General features: G+C 64.9%; 9 protein-coding genes. 1 reads left to right on the plus strand and 8 read right to left on the minus strand.

From position 1 onward, the window contains the following. Window positions 1-18 precede the first annotated feature (18 nt). Window positions 19-1,953, plus strand: a complete 1,935-nt coding sequence (locus FFS30_RS18030; protein ID WP_137914589.1) for a glycosyltransferase family 39 protein — start codon at window positions 19-21, stop codon at window positions 1,951-1,953. A 30-nt stretch (window positions 1,954-1,983) separates the two neighbouring features. Here FFS30_RS18030 and FFS30_RS18035 read toward each other — a convergent pair whose 3' ends face one another. From FFS30_RS18035 to FFS30_RS18070, 8 genes are all read right to left on the minus strand, one after another. Continuing rightward, complete coding sequence (locus FFS30_RS18035; protein WP_137914590.1) at window positions 1,984-3,360, minus strand: glycoside hydrolase family 47 protein; 1,377 nt, start codon at window positions 3,358-3,360, stop codon at window positions 1,984-1,986. A 69-nt stretch (window positions 3,361-3,429) separates the two neighbouring features. Then, window positions 3,430-6,084 (minus strand): glycoside hydrolase family 2 protein, encoded by a 2,655-nt coding sequence (locus FFS30_RS18040; RefSeq protein WP_137914591.1) that lies wholly within the window; start codon window positions 6,082-6,084, stop codon window positions 3,430-3,432. 140 nt (window positions 6,085-6,224) lie between these two features. Then, window positions 6,225-8,528, minus strand: coding sequence for a family 20 glycosylhydrolase (locus FFS30_RS18045; protein ID WP_137914592.1), 2,304 nt, complete (start codon window positions 8,526-8,528; stop codon window positions 6,225-6,227). Window positions 8,529-8,665: 137 nt separating this feature from the next. Beyond that, window positions 8,666-11,551 (minus strand): TonB-dependent receptor, encoded by a 2,886-nt coding sequence (locus tag FFS30_RS18050; RefSeq protein WP_137914593.1) that lies wholly within the window; start codon window positions 11,549-11,551, stop codon window positions 8,666-8,668. 180 nt (window positions 11,552-11,731) lie between these two features. Beyond that, on the minus strand, window positions 11,732-12,970 hold the full coding sequence (locus tag FFS30_RS18055) for an AGE family epimerase/isomerase (RefSeq protein WP_137914594.1): 1,239 nt from the start codon (window positions 12,968-12,970) through the stop codon (window positions 11,732-11,734). After that, entirely contained in the window at window positions 12,967-13,995 is a 1,029-nt protein-coding gene (locus tag FFS30_RS18060) for a carbohydrate kinase (RefSeq protein WP_137914595.1), read from the minus strand. Before FFS30_RS18060 ends, FFS30_RS18055 begins: the two co-directional genes overlap by 4 nt. A 3-nt stretch (window positions 13,996-13,998) precedes the next feature. Next, window positions 13,999-15,042 carry a LacI family DNA-binding transcriptional regulator gene (locus FFS30_RS18065; protein WP_137914596.1) on the minus strand — a complete coding sequence of 348 codons (1,044 nt, stop codon included), beginning with the start codon at window positions 15,040-15,042 and terminating at the stop codon, window positions 13,999-14,001. Between the two features lie 169 nt (window positions 15,043-15,211). Next, on the minus strand, window positions 15,212-17,641 hold the full coding sequence (locus FFS30_RS18070; protein ID WP_137914597.1) for a GH92 family glycosyl hydrolase: 2,430 nt from the start codon (window positions 17,639-17,641) through the stop codon (window positions 15,212-15,214). Window positions 17,642-17,685 lie beyond the last annotated feature (44 nt).

The raw sequence follows: 17,685 nt of genomic DNA on the forward strand, positions 1-17,685 counted from the left end.
TACCTGCGCTCGTGGTTCATGGATACGACCAAGTCCGTCAGATGGTTCGGCACGCCTTATGTTTTGATTACGCTGGCGGCCTGCGTTTTTGCTTTCGTCGGTTTGTCGGCGAGCAGTTTTTGGACCGATGAGCTGTTCACCCTGTACGTCATCCAGCATGCGGATGGACTCGGCGAGGTGCTGCGCCGCGCGCTGACCGACGTGCATCCGCCGCTCTACTACATGTTCCTGTACGAGTGGAGCCGCCTGGTCGGCTATTCGGAATGGATTCTGCGCCTGCCGACCGCGGTGTTTTTCGTCTCGGCCCTGGCATTGTTCTGGTTCGCTGCGTCGCGCGTCGTCGCCAATCGCGCAGCGGTCTGGTTCGCCTGCGCGCTCGCGAGTCTGTCGCCGTTCTGGTTCGAGCAGACACAGTACACGCGCAGCTATGGACTGGCAATGCTGCTCGCGGCGCTGCTCCTGCATCTGGCCATCGCCATGTCGCCTTCGCGCGCGCCGGCCGATCGATTTCCGTGGGCATGGTGGCTGACGTTCACCGTAGTCGGTGCGGCCGCGAGTTTCACCCACGCTTATCTGCTGCTCGCTTTCGGCATGGTCCTGCTGTACCTGCTTTTCACCGTGCCCAATCTGCGCCTGCGCATGGTCTTGGTGGCGAGCGGGGCGCTCGTGCTCGCCTGCAATGCAGGTTATTACTATCTGCTGACGAAGAGCACGCGGCTCGATTTCGATAATCTGTGGTTCCGCAACGATCTCGGCTTCTTCCTGCGCCAGTTCGGCCAGCTCTTGAAGCAGGCGCTCGGTCCTTCCTCGCTGGCCGCGGTCGTCGTGATCGGCATCGTCTGGTTGTGGAGATGGCGACGCTCGGTTGCGTCGGCGGCCGTGCCGGCGACGGCGCCCGTCACTCCCGATCGTCGCTGGGCGGAAGCACTGTGCATCACCGTGCTGGTTGGCATTGTTGTCGCCGGCATCGGCGTGTCGATCGCGATCAAGCCGTCATTCTCCTACCGCAACGTGCTCGTCGCGGCGCCGTTCATCTGGCTGCTGTTCGCCTGCCTATACGATTCGATCGAAGCGACCCTGCTTGCCGGGCGCGGATTGCTCGTCTGGACGGCGCTCGTCGTGCTCGTCAGCCTCAATCTCGTCCGGCTCGGCGGACGCGTCTATCCGCGCACCGAAGAATGGCGGCAGTCCGCGCGCTTCGTCGAAGGCTTGCCGGGCTGCGCGAACGAACCTGTTCCGGCGGTCTTCCCGTATTCGTTCGCGGCGCCGACTCCGGCCATCCGCAATCTGTTCTCCGAGTATTTCTACGGCCACTACTTCAGCGAACGCGAGCGTCTGCGCGTCTACGAGGCGACCGATTTTGTCTTCGCCGAAGGCTCGGGCGAACTGAGTCCACTGCTCGTGAAGCGCGCGCGCGAGGCGTCGACCGCCGACGCCTGCCATTTGCTGGCGTGGAGCACCCATATGGTCGAACCCGACGTAATCCGCCTGGCCATGGACCTGGCACGCCAGCCGGCGTTTCAGTCGGCACGAGTGGAGATTCAGGAACTGCGCAACTGGGTGCCGAAGGGCGTCGGCTGGGGCTGGACGTCGAATGCGTACGTGCTGCTGGTCGCATCGCAGGACGCCGATCTGCAAGCGGAGTCGCTCTCTTATAGCGCGGCGCCGAACGTGGCCGATTCGCTCGGCGACCGCTGGTCGGTGCGCCACGTTTCCGGCGACGTCAGCGACCAGCGCACCGGGCAAGTGGTCGATACTTATTCGGTACAGCGCGTGAAGTATCGGCAGAGTGCGCCGTCCAACGAACTCGTCGCCGTGCCGCGCTACCTGTGCCGGCAGAAGCTGAGTCCGTCGAGCAAGAGCATCTGGCCCGGCCTCGGCGGCCGCGGCTGTTACGCGAGCCGCGGCCTGCCCGATCCGTCGTTGCGTTTCGGTGCGAGGATTCTTGAGTAGGGGCGACGCGATCTAGAGAAGGCGGTTACTTCAATCCTTCCACGTTTTGCGCAACGGATGCGCTTCGGTGTTGAAGGTGACCGCGTCGAAGTCGAGCGCATCGTCGGCGGCGAACAGCAGATAGTAGTACTTCAGCGTTTCGGCGTAGAGGAAGCTTTCCTGCGAGTCCTTCTTGCGCTTGTCGACCACGCTTTCGAGCGCGGCGAAGCCGGTGTCGGTGCGGCACCAGCGCTCGAAGTCCTCGAACATCTCGCGGCCTTCGTCGAGGTAGCGCGTGTCGCGGGTAAGCCGGCGCAGGTAATAGGCCGACTCGACGATCTCCGGGCGCAGCGCATAGCCGGGACTCGTCACCTTCATCGCGCGGTAGTCGAGCGCTTCCGGTTCGATGCCGTGAAGGCGCCACATCTTCATCGACGAAGCCTGCAGCTTGCGCGCGCGCTCCAGATCGCCAGAGACCGCGAGCAGGGCGGGGAAGAACGCATCGAGTGCGCCGAACTCGCTCTTGCGTCTCGCACCGGTGTTCATATCGACGTGGCCGTACCAGAGTTCGCCGCGCACCTTGTCCGCGACGCGGGCGTTGAGCGCTTTGATGCTCGTCTCCCACATGGCCTTGCAATCGCCGTCGCCGAACAGGCGCCAGCATTTGTACAGATACTCGTAGTACGAATCGATACCGCCGGCGACCGAGCTGTCCGTGCTGGTCCAGTGGCCGCTGGCGACGTCGAACGTCGCGCCGACCAGATCGAGCTTCGAGCGGCGCTTGTAGGTTTCCACGAGTGCGCGCTTAGCTTTCTCGTAGTAGATCGGCTTGCCGGTCAGCTTCGCCAGCGTGCCGAATTCGAGCAGCAGGGTGCCCGATTCCGCCGGCCCGCTCTCGGTGCCGCGTGTCCTGCCGGTGCGCAGATTGACGTCGACATAGGGCAGACCGGTCGGCGAATCGAACGCAGGCAACAGGCGCGTGCCGAGATCGTCGGCGAGTTCGAGCAGGCGCTTGTCGCCGCTGAGCTGATAGGCGGACAGCAGGCCGCCGAGATGGCGGATGGTGATCTCGAACGTTTTGACATAGATGTCTTGGTCGAACGATAGCTTGGTCTCGATCAACTCGCGCGCCTGCTTCGCTTCTGCGTCGAGGCCCATCAGGATCAAGGTGTCGAGCGCATCGACCGGCGTCATCAGCAGCGACTGCGCGTACCAATCGTGTGCGGTCTTGCTCAGCGGGCGGATCTCGTCGTGGCCGGCGGCGTACTGCATATAGCCCTGCCAAGCGCGCCGGGTTTCGGCTTTCACCTTCGCCGCGAGTTCGACGGATGGGTTCGCTGTCGCTTCACGTGCATCCGCCGCGGAATTCGCGTTCGATGTCGAGCAGGCGAGAAGCAACAGAAAGGGCAGCAGGTTCTTCGATGTCATGTCGAGGCTCGTGGCGATAGTTTGTTGTTCGTCGCTCCCGCGCACTCAGCGGAAATGACGAATCGGGAGTCAATGGTTGCCGAGGCTGCGCAAACTTATGCTGCGCTTGAGGTCGGCCAAATCTGCCTTGCTCTGCAGGCGCATCGTGATCGATTCGCCCGGCAGCAAGGTCAGCGCGTTGTCGGACAGCTCGAGGTCGAGATTGCCGAAGTCGATCCATACGGCACGCGCAAGTTTCTTGGCCGAAAGTGTCAGCCGATAACCGTCGCCGTCGGCGGCGATGTCGGCATGCAGACTGGGATCGCTCAGGGCTAGTTCTTTTGCCGCGGCGAAGTAGACGATATCGCGCGCGAGTGTCGCGCCGTTCACAAGCAGCTCGTATGCGACGACGGTGCGCTTGGGATCGGCGCCGCGCAGCAGATCGGCATCGGCGAATTCGCCGAATCGCGTTGCGGCGGCCGCGGCGAGCGTCACCGGTTTGCTTTCCTCGCGCAGCAGCTTGCCGTCGAGATCGAGGACGCGCAGACGCATTGTGGCCGCGGTGGGTTCTTGGCGGTCGTTGAGCAGACTGACGGTTGTGGTGCCATGCCGGCGTAGCGCGGCGACCGCGACCGGCGCGTAGAAGCGCTTCGCGTGAAACTGCAGCGCCTTCCAGCGCCCGTACCAGTCGATGCTCGACCACGAGGCGCCGGGCCAGACGTCGTTGAGCTGCCAGTACAGCGTGCCCATCGTGCGCGGCCGGCTCGCGCGATGATGCAGGGCGGCGAGTTCGATGCCTTCGGCCTGAGTGACCTGGCTCAAGTAGACGAAGTCGGCGAAGTCCTTGGGTTCGCCGTATTCCTCGCGCACGTATTTCAGCAGGCGCGTATTGCCGTCGCCGTAGAGAAATTTCTGGTGCGCGCGGATCACCGGCGAATCGACCTGCATCTCGTCGGGCTTGGCAATCGTCGCGATCGTGCGCATCTCCGGCCACGCCTGCAGGCCGTACTCGGACATGAAGCGCGGCGTTTCGTCGAGATAGGCGGCCGCCGGTTTCGCCGGGCCGCCCCAGACTTCCCAGTAATGCTTGTCGCCGTTGTCGGAATCGTTGCTTGCGCCGTCGAGGTCGTTGCTCGGCGAGCTCGACCAGTACGGCACGCCCGCGCCAAGTTCGGCGACCACGGCGCGCAGATCGCGGCCGAACAACTGCTCATAGCCCGCCCAGGCTTTCGCGGCGAGCGCCGGCGCCTCCTGGTCGAGCTTCTTCTTCCAGCCCCAATCCTTCCAGCCGGTTTCGACTTCGTTGTTGCCGCACCAAAGCGCGAGGCTGGGATGATCGCGCAGGCGCCGCACCTGTTCGCGCGCCTCGGCGAGCACATTGGCGCGGAAGCGCGGATCGTTGGCCGGAGTCGCACCGCCGCCGAACATAAAGTCCTGCCAGATCAGGATGCCCATCTCGTCGGCGAGATCGAAGAATTCGTCGGACTCGTAGTAACCGCCGCCCCAGGAACGCAGCATGTTCATATGCGCATCGCGCGCCGACTGCAGCACGCGCAGTTGCTGCTCGCGCGTGACGCGAGTCGGGAACATGTCGAACGGAATCAGGTTTGCGCCCTTGGCGAAAACCGGCACGCTGTTGACCGCGAAGGCGAAGCCGCGGCCCTTGTCGTCGCGCTCGTGGCGCAGTTCGATGCGGCGCAGGCCGGTGCGCCGCTGCGCTTCGGCACGAGTGCCGTCTGCGGCGACGTCGAGCGAAAAGGTATACAAAGGCTGCGTGCCGTAGCCGACCGGATACCAGAGGCGTGGATGGGCGATGCGCAGCGGAATATCGATGCGGTTCGTTCCGCGTTTCAGCGTTGCAGTTTGTTTCGCGGTCTGCAAATCGGAAGATCCGGCGAGTCCATAGTGCAGTTCGAGTTCGGCTTTGCCCGCGCGATCGGCTTCGATTTCGACCTGCGCAGTCACGCGTGCTTCGTCGCCATCGATGCGTTCCTGCGCGATATGTAGATCGGCGATGCGCAGCGTGTCCCAACTTTCCAGCCGCGCCGGCTTCCAGATACCCGCGGTGACGTAGCGCGGCCCCCAGTCCCAGCCATAGTGGTAGCCCGGCTTGCGCACGAAATTCTGCGTCAGCACACCCTTGGGTTCGTCACCGAATCCCCAATCGTAGTTGGCCGGCAGCTTGGCTGGCATCGCCTGCACTTGGGCGAGGACGTGCGCGATCGGTGAGTGAAACACGACGCGCAACTCGTTCGCGCCGGCCTTGAGCGCGCCGCGCACCGGCATACGCCAGTTGCGGAACATATTGTCGGCCGAGGCGAGCTTGCACCCATTGAGATAGACATCGGCGTAGGTGTCGAGGCCGTCGAACACGAGGTCGTTATGCGTGTGCGCCAGCGTCGCCGAATCGACATCGAAGCGCGTGCGGTATTCCCAGTCGGCGAGGCCGATCCACTGCAGCGCTGCTTCATGCGCGCCGACGTAAGGGTCTTCGATCGCGCCGTTGGCGAGCAGGTCGGTATGCACATTGCCCGGCACGCTCGCATGCTGCCACGCCGCGGCCTTGGGATGTGCGCTCGCTGCCGGCCCCGGAACGGCACGCACCTGCCATTCGCTCTTACCGAGATCGATCGAACTCGGCGACGCGGCATACGCGATCGTCGCCGGCGTCACGAGCGCCGATACGGCCAAGAAGATCGTCGCGGAAGCGCGCTTGAATGCGGCGCCAAGGTAATCGCTCGTCATTCCTGCGAACGCAGGAATCCAGCTTTTCCTTTTGATGTTCCCGCGACAAAGCAAGATCAAAAATTGGATCCCCGCTCGACCAGCCCGTCCGCTGTCGAGAGCCGCGGAAACAACGAAAGACATGAAGCTCGGCATTTTCATCAGTGCTTCAACTCCTCGGCTTTCAGTTCGCGCAAGCCACCGCCCGGCGGCGCCCATTGCAGATGCAGATCGGCACCGCCGCCGCGCTGCACATAACCGATACGCAGGCGATGCACGCCGTGTTGCAGCGGCACCAGGACCGAGCGCGGCTGTTCGTAGTCTTCGTTGCGCACCACGGTTTCGCCGTCGATGGCGAGAGACACGGCATCGTCGGCGCGCACGACAAAGCGATAGATACCGTCGCTCGCCGCAGTGAATTCGCCGTCGAAGTCGAGGCCGTATTCCTTTTTCCCAGCGAACTCCTTCAGATCGAACGCGCGGGTTTCGCCCTGCGCGCCCGGTTTGCGCTGCGTCACGGTGTTCTCGAACTCGAGCAGAGTGGGGAAGCGGCCCTCGTAGTACGCATAGGTCGCGCCCGCTGACTTGCCGGCCGCGGCAATGGCAGGCTTGAGTCCACGATTCCACAAAGAGGCATTGTATACACCGCTGCGGCGGCCGTCGGTTGCGACCACAAGGGTGCGCAGTTGGCGTTTCTGTTCGAGTGGCAGGTCGACATCGACCGGGCCGGCGTAACGCGGCGAATAGCGCGGATCGGGCAGGCTGCCGTCGAGCGTGTAGTAGATCGCGGCGCCGGGCATCGGCGCGGCAAGCTGCAGGCGGTAGTGCGGCTGGTCGATCTGCAGCACGTCGCCGAAGCCCTGCGGTTCGGGAATGCGATAGCGGATACCGGCACGGTCGAGGCGCGGATACTGGCTCGCCAGCCGCCGCTCGAAATCGGCATAGTCGCGCGAGCTTTGTTCGGACCAGCCGATTTCGGCGATCGCGAGTGCGCGCGGGAACACCGCGTACTCGGCCGTTTCCGCATTCGGCATATGCTCGCTCCAGGCGTTGCCCTGCACGCCGAGGATATGGCTGCGCTCACGAGCCGACAGCGCGGGCGGCAGCGGGTCGTAGGCGTAGACGTTCTGCAGCGGCAGATAGCCGTTGAACGCGAAGGTCTCGCTTTCCACCGGCCCTTGCGCGTAGTCGAGATAGCAGTAGCCGGTCGGCGACATCACCACGTCGTGGCCCTGCTTGGCCGCGGCGAAGCCGCCCTTTTCGCCGCGCCACGACATCACGGTCGCATCGGGCGCGAGGCCGCCTTCGAGAATCTCGTCCCAGCCGATGATGCGCTTGCCTTTGGCATGCGCGATTTTTTCCACGCGGCGGATAAACCAGCTTTGCAGCTCGTCCTCGTTCTTCAGTTTCTCGCGCCGGATCAGATCCTGCACGAAGGCGCTCTTCTTCCATGCGTCCTTCGGCGCCTCGTCGCCGCCGATATGGATGTACGGCGCGGGGAACAGCGCGGCGACCTCGCCGAGCACGTCGTCGAGAAAGGCGAAGGTTTCTTCTTTCGGGCAGAAGATATTTTCGCTGACGCCCCAGTTCGTCCACACCTCGAAAGGTCCCGGCGTGCAGGCGAACTGCGGATAGGCGGCGAGTGCGGCCTGCGCATGGCCCGGCAGTTCGATTTCGGGAATCACCGTGATGTGCCGCGCGGCGGCGTAGGCGACGATCTCGCGCACCTGATCCTGCGTGTAGTACAGCGGACCGTAGGCGATGCCATCGCCGACATAGGGATCGACCTTGTGCTCGACCACGGTCTCGCGGCGCTTGGCGCCAACTTCGGTGAGTCGCGGATATTTCTTGATCTCGATGCGCCAGCCCTGATCCTCGGTCAGATGCCAGTGGAAGGTGTTGAGCTTGTACTGCGCCATCAGGTCGAGATATTTCTTGACGAAGGCGATCGGGAAAAAATGCCGGCCAACGTCGAGATGCAGGCCGCGCCAGGCGAAGCGCGGCGCGTCGTCGATATCGATCGCGGCAACCGTGGGCGCGGCCTGCTTGGTCACAGGCAGCAGTTGCATCAGTGTCTGCATGCCGTAGAACAGGCCGGCGTCGGCACCGCTGATATGGATGCGGTCGGCATCGGCGACCAGGCGGTATGCTTCGGCGGCGATGCCGGGGCGCGCCTTCGTCGTCTCGAACCAGAGGACATTGCGTTGCGCGCGCTCCGGCTTGCCGTCGCGGATCGGCAAGTTCAAACCCTGCGTTTCACCGAGCCAGTCGGCAAACATCTGCGCCGTGGCGCGCGCGGATGCGTCGGCGGCGTAGATTTGCGTCGCGCCGTTCAGCGCGAACGCCCCGGTACTCGGTCGCACCGAGCGCGGTTGCGGCACGACCGCGGCCGCGTCGTTGCGGCCGTCGGCATAGGTCGAAGCGGAGGCGCAGAGCAGGAGGAAAAGACAGGCGATGCGGAGCATAGGCGACCTCGATGTTCGAAGGCGCCGCCTCTTCGCAGCGGCGGCGCGGGCATGCGGGCGATGGGCGCGACGATTGTAGCCAGCGGCGGAAAAAAAGCCCGGCCAGGCCGGGCTGGAGGGGAAACATCGCCGCACAGTCAGAATTTGTAGTTGAGCTTGATCGACAGTTCGCGGCCCACATAGTCGGCACCGGTCAGCGTGGAAATGAACTCGAAGCCGCCCGAGTATTCGGGGATGCTGCCGACGCGGTCGAAGATGTTGTTGACGAAGACGGTCAGCCTGGCGTGGTCGTTGAGGTCGTAGCCGACCGAGACGTTGTAGGTGATCCACGGCGCGATATTGGCGTAGAACAATTTGCAGTTCGCATCGCCGACGCTCGGCTGGGTGCCGTCCGGCAGGGTCACGCAGGCGCCCCAGCCGTTCGCGCGCACGCCGCCGATGCGCTGGCCGAACAGGGTCACGTCCCAGCCCGCGCGCTGCCAGTTCAGCGTCGCATTCATGCGGCTGCGTGGATTCATGTAGGCGTTGTTGAGCAGCGGGTCGGTCGGCAGCACGCGCTGCAGATACTTGATGTTCTGCGTGTAGTTGAGGCCGAACTTGAAATCGCCCCAGTTGTCGGTCGACAGCCGGTAATTGACCGCCGCGTCGACGCCGGAGACGTAGAACTGGGCTTCGTTGATCGAGCTGATGTACGCGGCCGAGATATTGCCGCTGGCGTCGCGGCGGATGTCGTTGAGGATCATCTGGCAGTAGGCCGATCCCTGCGCGTGCGCGGTGTACGGCGCGCCGCCGACCTGCAGGCCGGTGCGGCAACCGGCCTCGTCTTTGAGCGCGGTGGTCAGGTCGAGATTCTGGATCGCATTGTCGATGCCGGTGTGCCAGTAGTCGGCGCTGAGCGAGAGGCCGTCGATCCAATTCACGTCCCAGACCACGCCGGCCGACCAGCTATGGCCCTTCTCCGGCAGCAGGTTGGGGTTGCCGCCCGAGTACTGGGTGAAATAAGAGTTGTGGGTGACCTGCGGACACGAGGACTGGTGGCTCATGATGCACTGGTAATAGTCGGAATAGATGCCGACCTGCTGGGTCGATTCCGTCTGGTAGATGTCGATCATGTCCGGCGCGTGGAAGTTGGTGCCGTAGCTGCCGCGCAGCAGCACGCCGTCGACCGGGCGCCATTCGAGCGCGCCGCTCCAGGTGCGCGCCATGTTGGCGATGCTCGCGTCGTCGTACTTGTCGAGGCGCCCGGCCAGCGTCGCGGTCAGTCGCGAGAGCAGCGGAATGCGCAGCTCCAGTGCGCTCGAATAGCGCGTGCGTTCGCCGCCGCCGGTGTTGTAGTTCTGGAACGGATTGCCGTACGTCGTCGAGTTGCCGCGCGGATCGGGATAGAGCTGGAAACCCTGGTGATTCGCTTCGAGCACGCCGGCGACGCCGAGCGGCCCGGCCCAGAGGTCGAACAGATCGCCGCTGACGGTCAACTGCGCCTGGTTCATCCACGAGATCGCATCGTTGCGCCCGCTCACACCGAAGCCCGCGTACTGCGTCGGCGAGATCGGATTCCAGAAGCGCGTCGGGTCGAGCTGGTAGACCGGATAGCTGGTGCCGCCGATCGTCGTCGTGCCTTGCTGCGGGCCGAAGTAGAAATCGAACATGCCTTGTTCGTTGAGGCCGGTGAACGACTCGTGCACCCAGTAGACCGAGCGCCCGACCGACGCGTCCCAATTGAACCGGTCATTGAAGATCGTGCCCTTGATGCCGGCGTGGACGTCCCAGTTCTGCTCGCGGTCGTAGGTGTTGCCCTGCGTGCCCATTTCGCGTGCGCTGAGCTGGCGCAGATAGTTCCAGCCGACGCCGTTCCAGTCCGAACCGCCGCCGATGAGCTGGCCCGTGGTCTTGTCGTAGAACGAGTTCGGCAGGCCGCCCATCGAATAGAGGAACGGCAATTGCGTATTCGAGATGCCGGTGGTGCGATAGATCGACGCGGCGCCGTAGGCGGTCATGCCGTTGCCGAAATCGTATTCGCCGTAGACGTAGCCGTCCGTGTCGTCACGTCCCGGCGTCAGCACCCAGTCCTTGAACAGCGCGTTCTGCGCGCAGTAGTAGCCGCTTGGGCTGTTCTGCAGGCGATAGGCGCCGGCGAAACCGGCCTGTGTGCACGCACCGGCCGGCGGCGTGATGTAGCTGCCGTCGGCGGCCTGCAGCAGGATGCCGGGATAGGACTGGTAGCCGAACTTGCGCGCAGTCGGGCTCCAGGTGCCGTAGCCTGCGTCGGAGTCGGAATCGGTGTAGGGGCGGTCGTGTCCCCAGAGCGCACTGCGGTGCAGCTTCTCGAAGCTGTAGACGACGTGCCAGTCGTCGCCGCTCTTGCCGCCGACCCAGGTGAAATCGCCGAAGCGGCGGCCGCCGCGCTCGGCCTGGCCGGTCTGCACCGAAAATTCGTCGCCCTCGTAGCGGTGCTTGAGGATGATATTGATCACGCCCGCGACCGCGTCGGAACCGTAGATCGCCGACGCGCCGGTGTAGAGGATTTCGACGCGGTCGATCATGCCGGCCGGAATATTGTTGGCGTTCTGGAACGTGTAGCTGTTCGATCCGCCTTGCGAAGGCTGCGGATAGTCGCTGACGCGGCGGCCGTCGATGAGCAGCAGGGTGCGGTTGGCGCCGAGGCCGTGCAGATTGACCTGGCGTGCGTTGACCGTCGTGCTGCCCCAGCTCGGCGGCGTCTCCGCGCGGAACGACTGGGTCAGCGAGTTCATCACCTCGTAGACCGTGGTGAAGCCCTGCGCCTTGAGCGTCTCCGCGCTGATCACCGTGACCGGCGTCGGCCCTTCGATTTCGGCGCGGGCGATGCGCGAACCGGTGACGACGACTTTCTCCAGCTCGGCGGCTTTCTTGGTTTCTTTCTGTGCGTCGCCGTCCGCCGGCGCCGGATTTGCGTCCGCGTTTTCGGCGCGGGCGAAGGCAGGCGAGAGCAGGGCGACGGTCAAGGCAACGGCAAGCGTTCTACGCGCTGTATTTGTATACATTTTCTCCTCCCCGATGAGTTGTGCGATTCCAATATGGCAAACTTGGATCGATCTAAATTTAGTTCAAATTAACAACTCGGTTTCATATATTCGCGCGTTGCAGCAAGGCTCATGTTGCGACCGCCGCCCCATGCGGCGGACGCGATGTGCAGGCGCAAAACTACAGGATCGAAACTGCGTTCATGGCGTGCCTCGCAGCCAGCGCAGGACTTCGTAGCACGCCCCCATGGTGTGATAGTCGGTCTTGCCGGCCGGACTCTTCTCGTCGTCGTACTTGTGGTTGTCGGCGTCGAGAATGCGATACCACGCGCCGTAGCGGTGATCGACCATATGCTCCCACGAATAGGCCCAGAGCCGGTCGTACCACGTCCAGTACTTTTCCTCGTGCGTGCGGCTCGCGAGCAGCGCGGCGGTAGCGAGCGATTCGGCCTGGACCCAGAAATATTTGTCGCTGTCGCAGACCGAGTAGTCGGGCGCGAAGCCGTAGCAGATACCGCCGCGCGCTTCGTCCCAAGCGTGTTCGAGCGCCTTGCCGAACAGATGCCTAGCGATCGGTACGAGCCAGTCGGCGGCGGCGCTGGGCGAAGTGGAATCGGGGCGCGCGGAGGCGGCGCCAAGATGTCGGTCGAGGATCAGCAGCAGCTTCGCCCACTCGGTCTGGTGTCCAGGCTGGAAGCCCCACGGGCGGAACAGATGCTTCGGGTCGTCCTTGTGATATTCCCAGTCCACGCGCCACTGCGCATCGTAGTGTTCCCAGACGAGGCCGCCGGCCTGCTGCGCCTGACGCAAGGTCATGTGTTCGGCGAGCAGGAACGCGCGGTCGAGATAGCGCGTCTCGCGCGTCGCTTCGAACGCGGCGAGCATCGCCTCGCACATGTGCATGTTAGCGTTCTGGCCGCGATAGGCGGAGAACTGCCATTGCGCGTCGGCCTCGTCGCGGTAGAGGCCGAAGGCCGCGTCCCAGAAATATTTTTCGAGCAGGTCCCAGGTTTCGTTCATCCACGCGCGCGTCTCGGTGATGCCGGCTTTGTACGCGGTCGCGTAAGCGAGCAGGACGAAGGCGAGACCGTAGCAGTGGTTGGTCCGGTCCTCGGGTTTGCCGTCGCGCAAGGTCCAGGCGTAACCGCCCGTCGTCGGATCGCGATGCGCCTCGCGCAGATAGCGCAACCCGTGCAGCGCGGCGTCGCGGTACTCGGCATTGCCGAACTCGCGCAGCGCCATCGCGTAGTTGAAGACGAAGCGCGTGCTCGAAACGAGATGGCGATGGCTGCGATCGTAGATCGTGCCGTCGTCCTTGAAGTAGTGGAAGAACCCGCCTTCGGCGTCGATACAGCGCGGATGGTAGAACGCCATCGTCTGCTGGATATGTTCGAGCAGGAAGGCTTCGCTGCGAAAATCGGGCAGGGTTTTTGCGTTCATCGATGGCCTCCTTTGCCGCCGATCAGGGACTGGACTTCGGCGAGATCGGGCATCGCCGCGAACGCGCCGTGGCGCGTGACTGCAAGCGCGCCGACCGCGGCGGCGAAACGCAGGGCGTGAGCGAGTGCGTCTTCGTCGCGCAGAAAATCGGCGAGGCCGCCGCGATCGACCGCGCGGTCGGCGAGCGCGTAGAGCAGGCCGCCGACGAAAGCGTCGCCGGCCGCGGTCGTGTCGATCGCGCGTACCGCGTAGCTGGCGACGTCGCCGCGCTGCGTGCGCGTGAACCAGCGCACCGGCGCGTCGCCGTCGGTGACGATCACGATCTGCGCATGGCCTTGCCAGGCGCGGTCGAGCACGAGGCGAAGATCGTCGTCGTCGGCCTGCGCGGCCTCGCCGCGCAGGCCGTGGGCGAGAAATTCGAGTTCGCTGCGCGCGAGCTTGATCAGGTCGGCTTCGTGCAGTGCGGCCCAGAGGCGCGGATGCGGATCGGTGTGGCGATCCCACAGCGCGGGCCGCCAGTTGAGATCGCAGCTGACGACCGCGCCGGCGGCGCGCGCACGCTGCATGCCGTAGACGGTCGTGTCGGCGATTGCGCTTTCGGTGAGGCTGTTGGAGCAGACGTGAAAACTCGCGAGGCCGTCGAAACAGGCATCGTCGAAGTGTTCGCGGCGGAACAGCAGGTCGGCTGCAGGCGGCCGGTAGAAATTGAAATGCCGTTCGCCGTCGTCGTCGAGTGCGACGAAGGCGAGTGCGGTGTTGGCCGCGTCGGTGCGCGCGGTCTGCACGGTGCCGACGCCGAGGCGCTGCAGGCTGTCGAGCAGGAAATCGCCGAACATGTCCTGGCCGAACATGCCGACGAACTGCGCGTCGCCGCCGAGGCGCGCGACCGCGACCGCGACGTTCGCCGGGGCGCCGCCGGCGAATTGGTGGAACGCGCGCGGCTCGCTGGCGTCGTGCGCGGGCTTGGCGAGGAAGTCGATGAGCGCTTCGCCGAAACAGGCGATGCGGGTGGTTCGATTAGTCATGCGTCAGGCCGGCGGCGGCGTGCTGTCGCGCACTTGCAGTTGTGCGGGTGCGGTGGTCTGGCGCGGTTTGCCGCGCTGCTCGCCGAGCTGTTCGAGCAGCAGCTCGGCGGCCTGGCGTCCGCGTGCGCGCGGCTGCGCGGCGATCGTGGTCAGCGGCGGCGTCGCGAGCGCAGCCTCGGGAATATCGTCGAACCCGGTCAGGGCGAAGTCGCGGCCGGGCTGCATGCCGCGCGCGGCCAGGCCGAGCATCAGGCCGAGCGCGACCGCGTCGTTGTAGCAGACCGCCGCGGTCGGCCGCTGCCTGCCCTTGAACAGGGCCGGCGTGTGTGCCGCCGAATCGATGCGGCTCGGTGCGGTCTCGATCATCCATTCCGCGCGCGTGCGCAGGCCGGCGTTGCTCATCGCCTGCTCGTAGCCGGCGCGGCGCTGGCGGCACGAGCTCGAGTCGGCATGGCCGCCGTAGAAGGCGATGCGCCGATGGCCGCGCTCGATCAGATGCGCGGTCGCCATCTCGGCGCCGCGCGCGTTGTCGAGCGCGAGAAAATCCCAGTCGTCGCCTTCGAGCTTGCGGTTGAACACGAGTACCGGAAGATGCGTGCCGAGCACCGCGCGCAGTTGCGCGGGGTCGCTGTGTTCGGCGGGCGAGAGAATCAGGCCGGCGGGAGTGTGCTCCATCAGCGAAGCGAGCACGGCCTGCTGGCGTTCGGGCGATTCGCCGGTATTGCCGAGCAGGGTGACGTAGCCTTTGTGGCCGAGCGCCTCGTCGACGCCCGCGGCGAATTCGGCGAAGAACGGGTTGGACAGGTCATTGATCACGAGGGCGATCGCGCTCGACGTGCGCCGGCGCAGATTCGCCGCGGCGCGGTTGTACACATAGCGCTGCTTGGCGAGTTCGGCCTGCACGCGCGCGCGCGTGTTCGGATGCACGAGCGGGCTTTCGCGCAGCACGAGCGAAACGGTCGCGCGCGAGACGCCCGCACCGGCGGCGATGTCGCTGACCGTCGGTGCGTGGCGCTCGTTCTTGGCTGAGGCTGCGGTCTTCTTCATTCCAAACTCTTCCTTTTACCGAACCGGGTAAGCCAAGGATTGAACCACGGAGAACGCGTAGAACACTGAGAACGCGCAGGCAGAAAACCCTCTATGTTGCAGCACTTCTCTGTGTTCTCCGTGGTTGAGGCGGTCCGATTTCGTTGTGCAATTTCGACAGGCTGCCGCACTACTTGGCCGCGGGATTCGGGCAGGCCGCCGGCGGCAGATCGGCCGCATGCGTGCCCCAGTCCGGCGCCTTGTCGGTCAGCACATAGCGGATCGTCGCGCCTCGACGCAGAGTATCCCAATCGGTGTAAACGCGGGATTGGGCGCGGCCGTCGATCTGTGCGCCGGCGACGTACTGCAGCTTGGCGCCGTCGGCGCCGGGCGCGTCGATGGTCAGCGTCTTGCCGTCGGCGAGGTCGATCTCGGCATGCTCGAAGCGCGGCGTGTGCAGCAGCAAATGCCCCGTGCCCGGCATGCCCGGATACAGGCCGAGTGCGCTGAACAGGTACCACGCCGACATCGTGCCGAGATCGTCGTTGCCGGTGACGCCGCTCGGGCCGTCGGTGAACAAGGTCTGCGCCGCGCGCACGACCACGGCGGTTTTCCACGGCGCGCCGGTCAGCGTGTACATCCACGGGCTGTGCAGGTCGGGCTCGTTGTTCGGGTTGTAGCGGAACTGGTTGTAGTAGTCGTAGGCGCCCATCACCCATTCCTTGCGCGCGGCGTGCAGCGGGTCGGCGAGCAGCTTGTCGAGGGCGAAGAAGACGTCGAGGCGCTTTTGCGTCTCGGCGGCGCCGCCCATCGCCTTGACCAGCGCGGGCACGTCCTGCTGTTGCAGCCACTGATACTGCCACGCGGTGCCTTCGTGGAAGCCGTCCTCGCTGGTCGGCGAATAGGGTTTGTCCTTCGGCGAATACCAGTTGCCGTCGAGGGTCTTCGGTCGCGGGAAGCCCTTGAAGCCGCCGTGCTCGGCATCGACGACGGAGGCGTCCCAGAGGTTGCGCCAGTTGCCGCTGCGCGCCGCCCAGCGCTGCGCGTCGGCGTTCTCGTCGAGGCCGCGTGCCATCAGCGCCAGCGCGCAGTCGGCCTGGGCGTATTCGAACGTCGCCGAAGCCGCGTGGTTCTGATCGACGTCCATGGTTTTCTTCTGTCGATAATCCTTGTCGTATTCGACGAAACCTTTCGCGATGTAGTTGCGGTTGCCGGCGCGGCCTTCCTCGCGCCACGACGCGGGCGGCACATGGTCGGCGTTTTGTTTGAGCGCGGCGTACGCGCGCCGTGCTTCGTCGTCGCGCAGCGCGCCGTATTTCCACAGGTCGGCGAGAAACGGCGTGACCGGATCGCCGGTCATCGTGTTCGTCTCGTAGTTCGCATAGCCCCAGCGCGGCAGCCAGCCGCCCTGTTCGGCGATCGTCACGACCGAGCGCGCGATGTCGCGCGCTCGGTCGGGGCGCAGCATCGCGATCATCTGGTTCTGCGCGCGGTAGATGTCCCAGAGCGAGAAGAACTCGTAATAGGTCCAGCCTTCGGCCTTGTGCGTCTTGCCGTCCCAGCCACGGTAGCGGCCGTCGGCGTCGTTGCCGGTCAGCGGCTGCAACAGGGTGTGATAGAGCGAGGTGTAGAAGACGACGCGGTCTTCCGCCGTGCCGCCGCGCACGCGCACGCCGCCCAGTTGCTTGCGCCAGACCTCCTGTGCGTTCTGCCGGATGCGGTCGAAGCCGAGCGGCTTGCCGTCGGCGTAGCCTCCGCTGCGCAGATTGCCGCGCGCGCCGTCGGCATCGACGTGCGAGACCGCGCTGACGATGGTCACGCTGCGCGATTCCTTGGTGTCGAAAGTGAACCACGCGCCGTTCGGCGATTCGTCCGCGCTCGACTCGCGCGAACCGGGTGCGGCGCTGAGCTTGCTCCAGGTGCCGTGGGCCTTGAACGGGCGGTCGAATTCGAGGCGGAACCAAGTCGTATAGGTGCTGCCGCCGCAGAAGCTCAGGGTTTCGAGCGAGCCTTCGACGCTGTGATCGTCAATGATCTGGATATTCGAATGCAGCACGCGGTGGCGCGCGTTGGCCTGGCCGAGATTGACGAGCACGTTCGCCTGCGCGTTGCCCGCGTAGGTGTAGCGCTCGGCGCCGACGCGCGTTGCTGCGGTCGTCTCGGCGTCGATGCCGCCGTAATCGGTCAGCCGCACCTTGTAATAGCCCGGTTTGCCGATCTCGCCTTGATGATCGTAGGCCGAGGCATAGCGCATCTGGTCGAACGTCTCCACGCCGGTGGTGTCGAATGCGAACCGGTTGCCTGCGCCGATCTCGCCGGTCACCGGCAGAATCGAAATCAATCCGCCCTGTTCCCAGCAGCCTGCGCCGGAGAGAAAGAAATGGCCGAAGCCGCGGATCTTCTTGTCGTCGTATTGCCAGCCGGCGTAGTGCGAACCGATCGGGCCGACCTGGATCATGCCGAACGGCGCCGACGCGCCCGGAAAGGTATTGCCTTCGTCCTTGGTGCCGATGAAGGTGTTGACGTCGTTGACCGGATCGCTCGCCGTTGCCGCGGCGGAAAGTCCGGTGACGACAAGCAGGGCAAGACCGCAAGTGAGGGATCGAATGCGCATAGTCATATAGGCGAAGAAAAAAAGACGCCCGGAACACTCTTCCGGGCGAG

Source organism: Rudaea sp. 3F27F6 (assembly GCF_005503555.1).
GTDB lineage: Bacteria > Pseudomonadota > Gammaproteobacteria > Xanthomonadales > Rhodanobacteraceae > Rudaea.

Excerpts from the sequence above, each read along its gene's own strand:
- FFS30_RS18070 (WP_137914597.1), bottom strand. The coding sequence starts at position 17,641 with ATGACTATGCGCATTCGATCCCTCACTTGCGGTCTTGCCCTGCTTGTC.
- FFS30_RS18035 (WP_137914590.1), bottom strand. The coding sequence starts at position 3,360 with ATGACATCGAAGAACCTGCTGCCCTTTCTGTTGCTTCTCGCCTGCTCG.
- FFS30_RS18050 (WP_137914593.1), bottom strand. The coding sequence starts at position 11,551 with ATGTATACAAATACAGCGCGTAGAACGCTTGCCGTTGCCTTGACCGTC.
- FFS30_RS18040 (WP_137914591.1), bottom strand. The coding sequence starts at position 6,084 with ATGACGAGCGATTACCTTGGCGCCGCATTCAAGCGCGCTTCCGCGACG.
- FFS30_RS18030 (WP_137914589.1), top strand. The coding sequence starts at position 19 with ATGGATACGACCAAGTCCGTCAGATGGTTCGGCACGCCTTATGTTTTG.
- FFS30_RS18065 (WP_137914596.1), bottom strand. The coding sequence starts at position 15,042 with ATGAAGAAGACCGCAGCCTCAGCCAAGAACGAGCGCCACGCACCGACG.
- FFS30_RS18055 (WP_137914594.1), bottom strand. The coding sequence starts at position 12,970 with ATGAACGCAAAAACCCTGCCCGATTTTCGCAGCGAAGCCTTCCTGCTC.
- FFS30_RS18060 (WP_137914595.1), bottom strand. The coding sequence starts at position 13,995 with ATGACTAATCGAACCACCCGCATCGCCTGTTTCGGCGAAGCGCTCATC.
- FFS30_RS18045 (WP_137914592.1), bottom strand. The coding sequence starts at position 8,528 with ATGCTCCGCATCGCCTGTCTTTTCCTCCTGCTCTGCGCCTCCGCTTCG.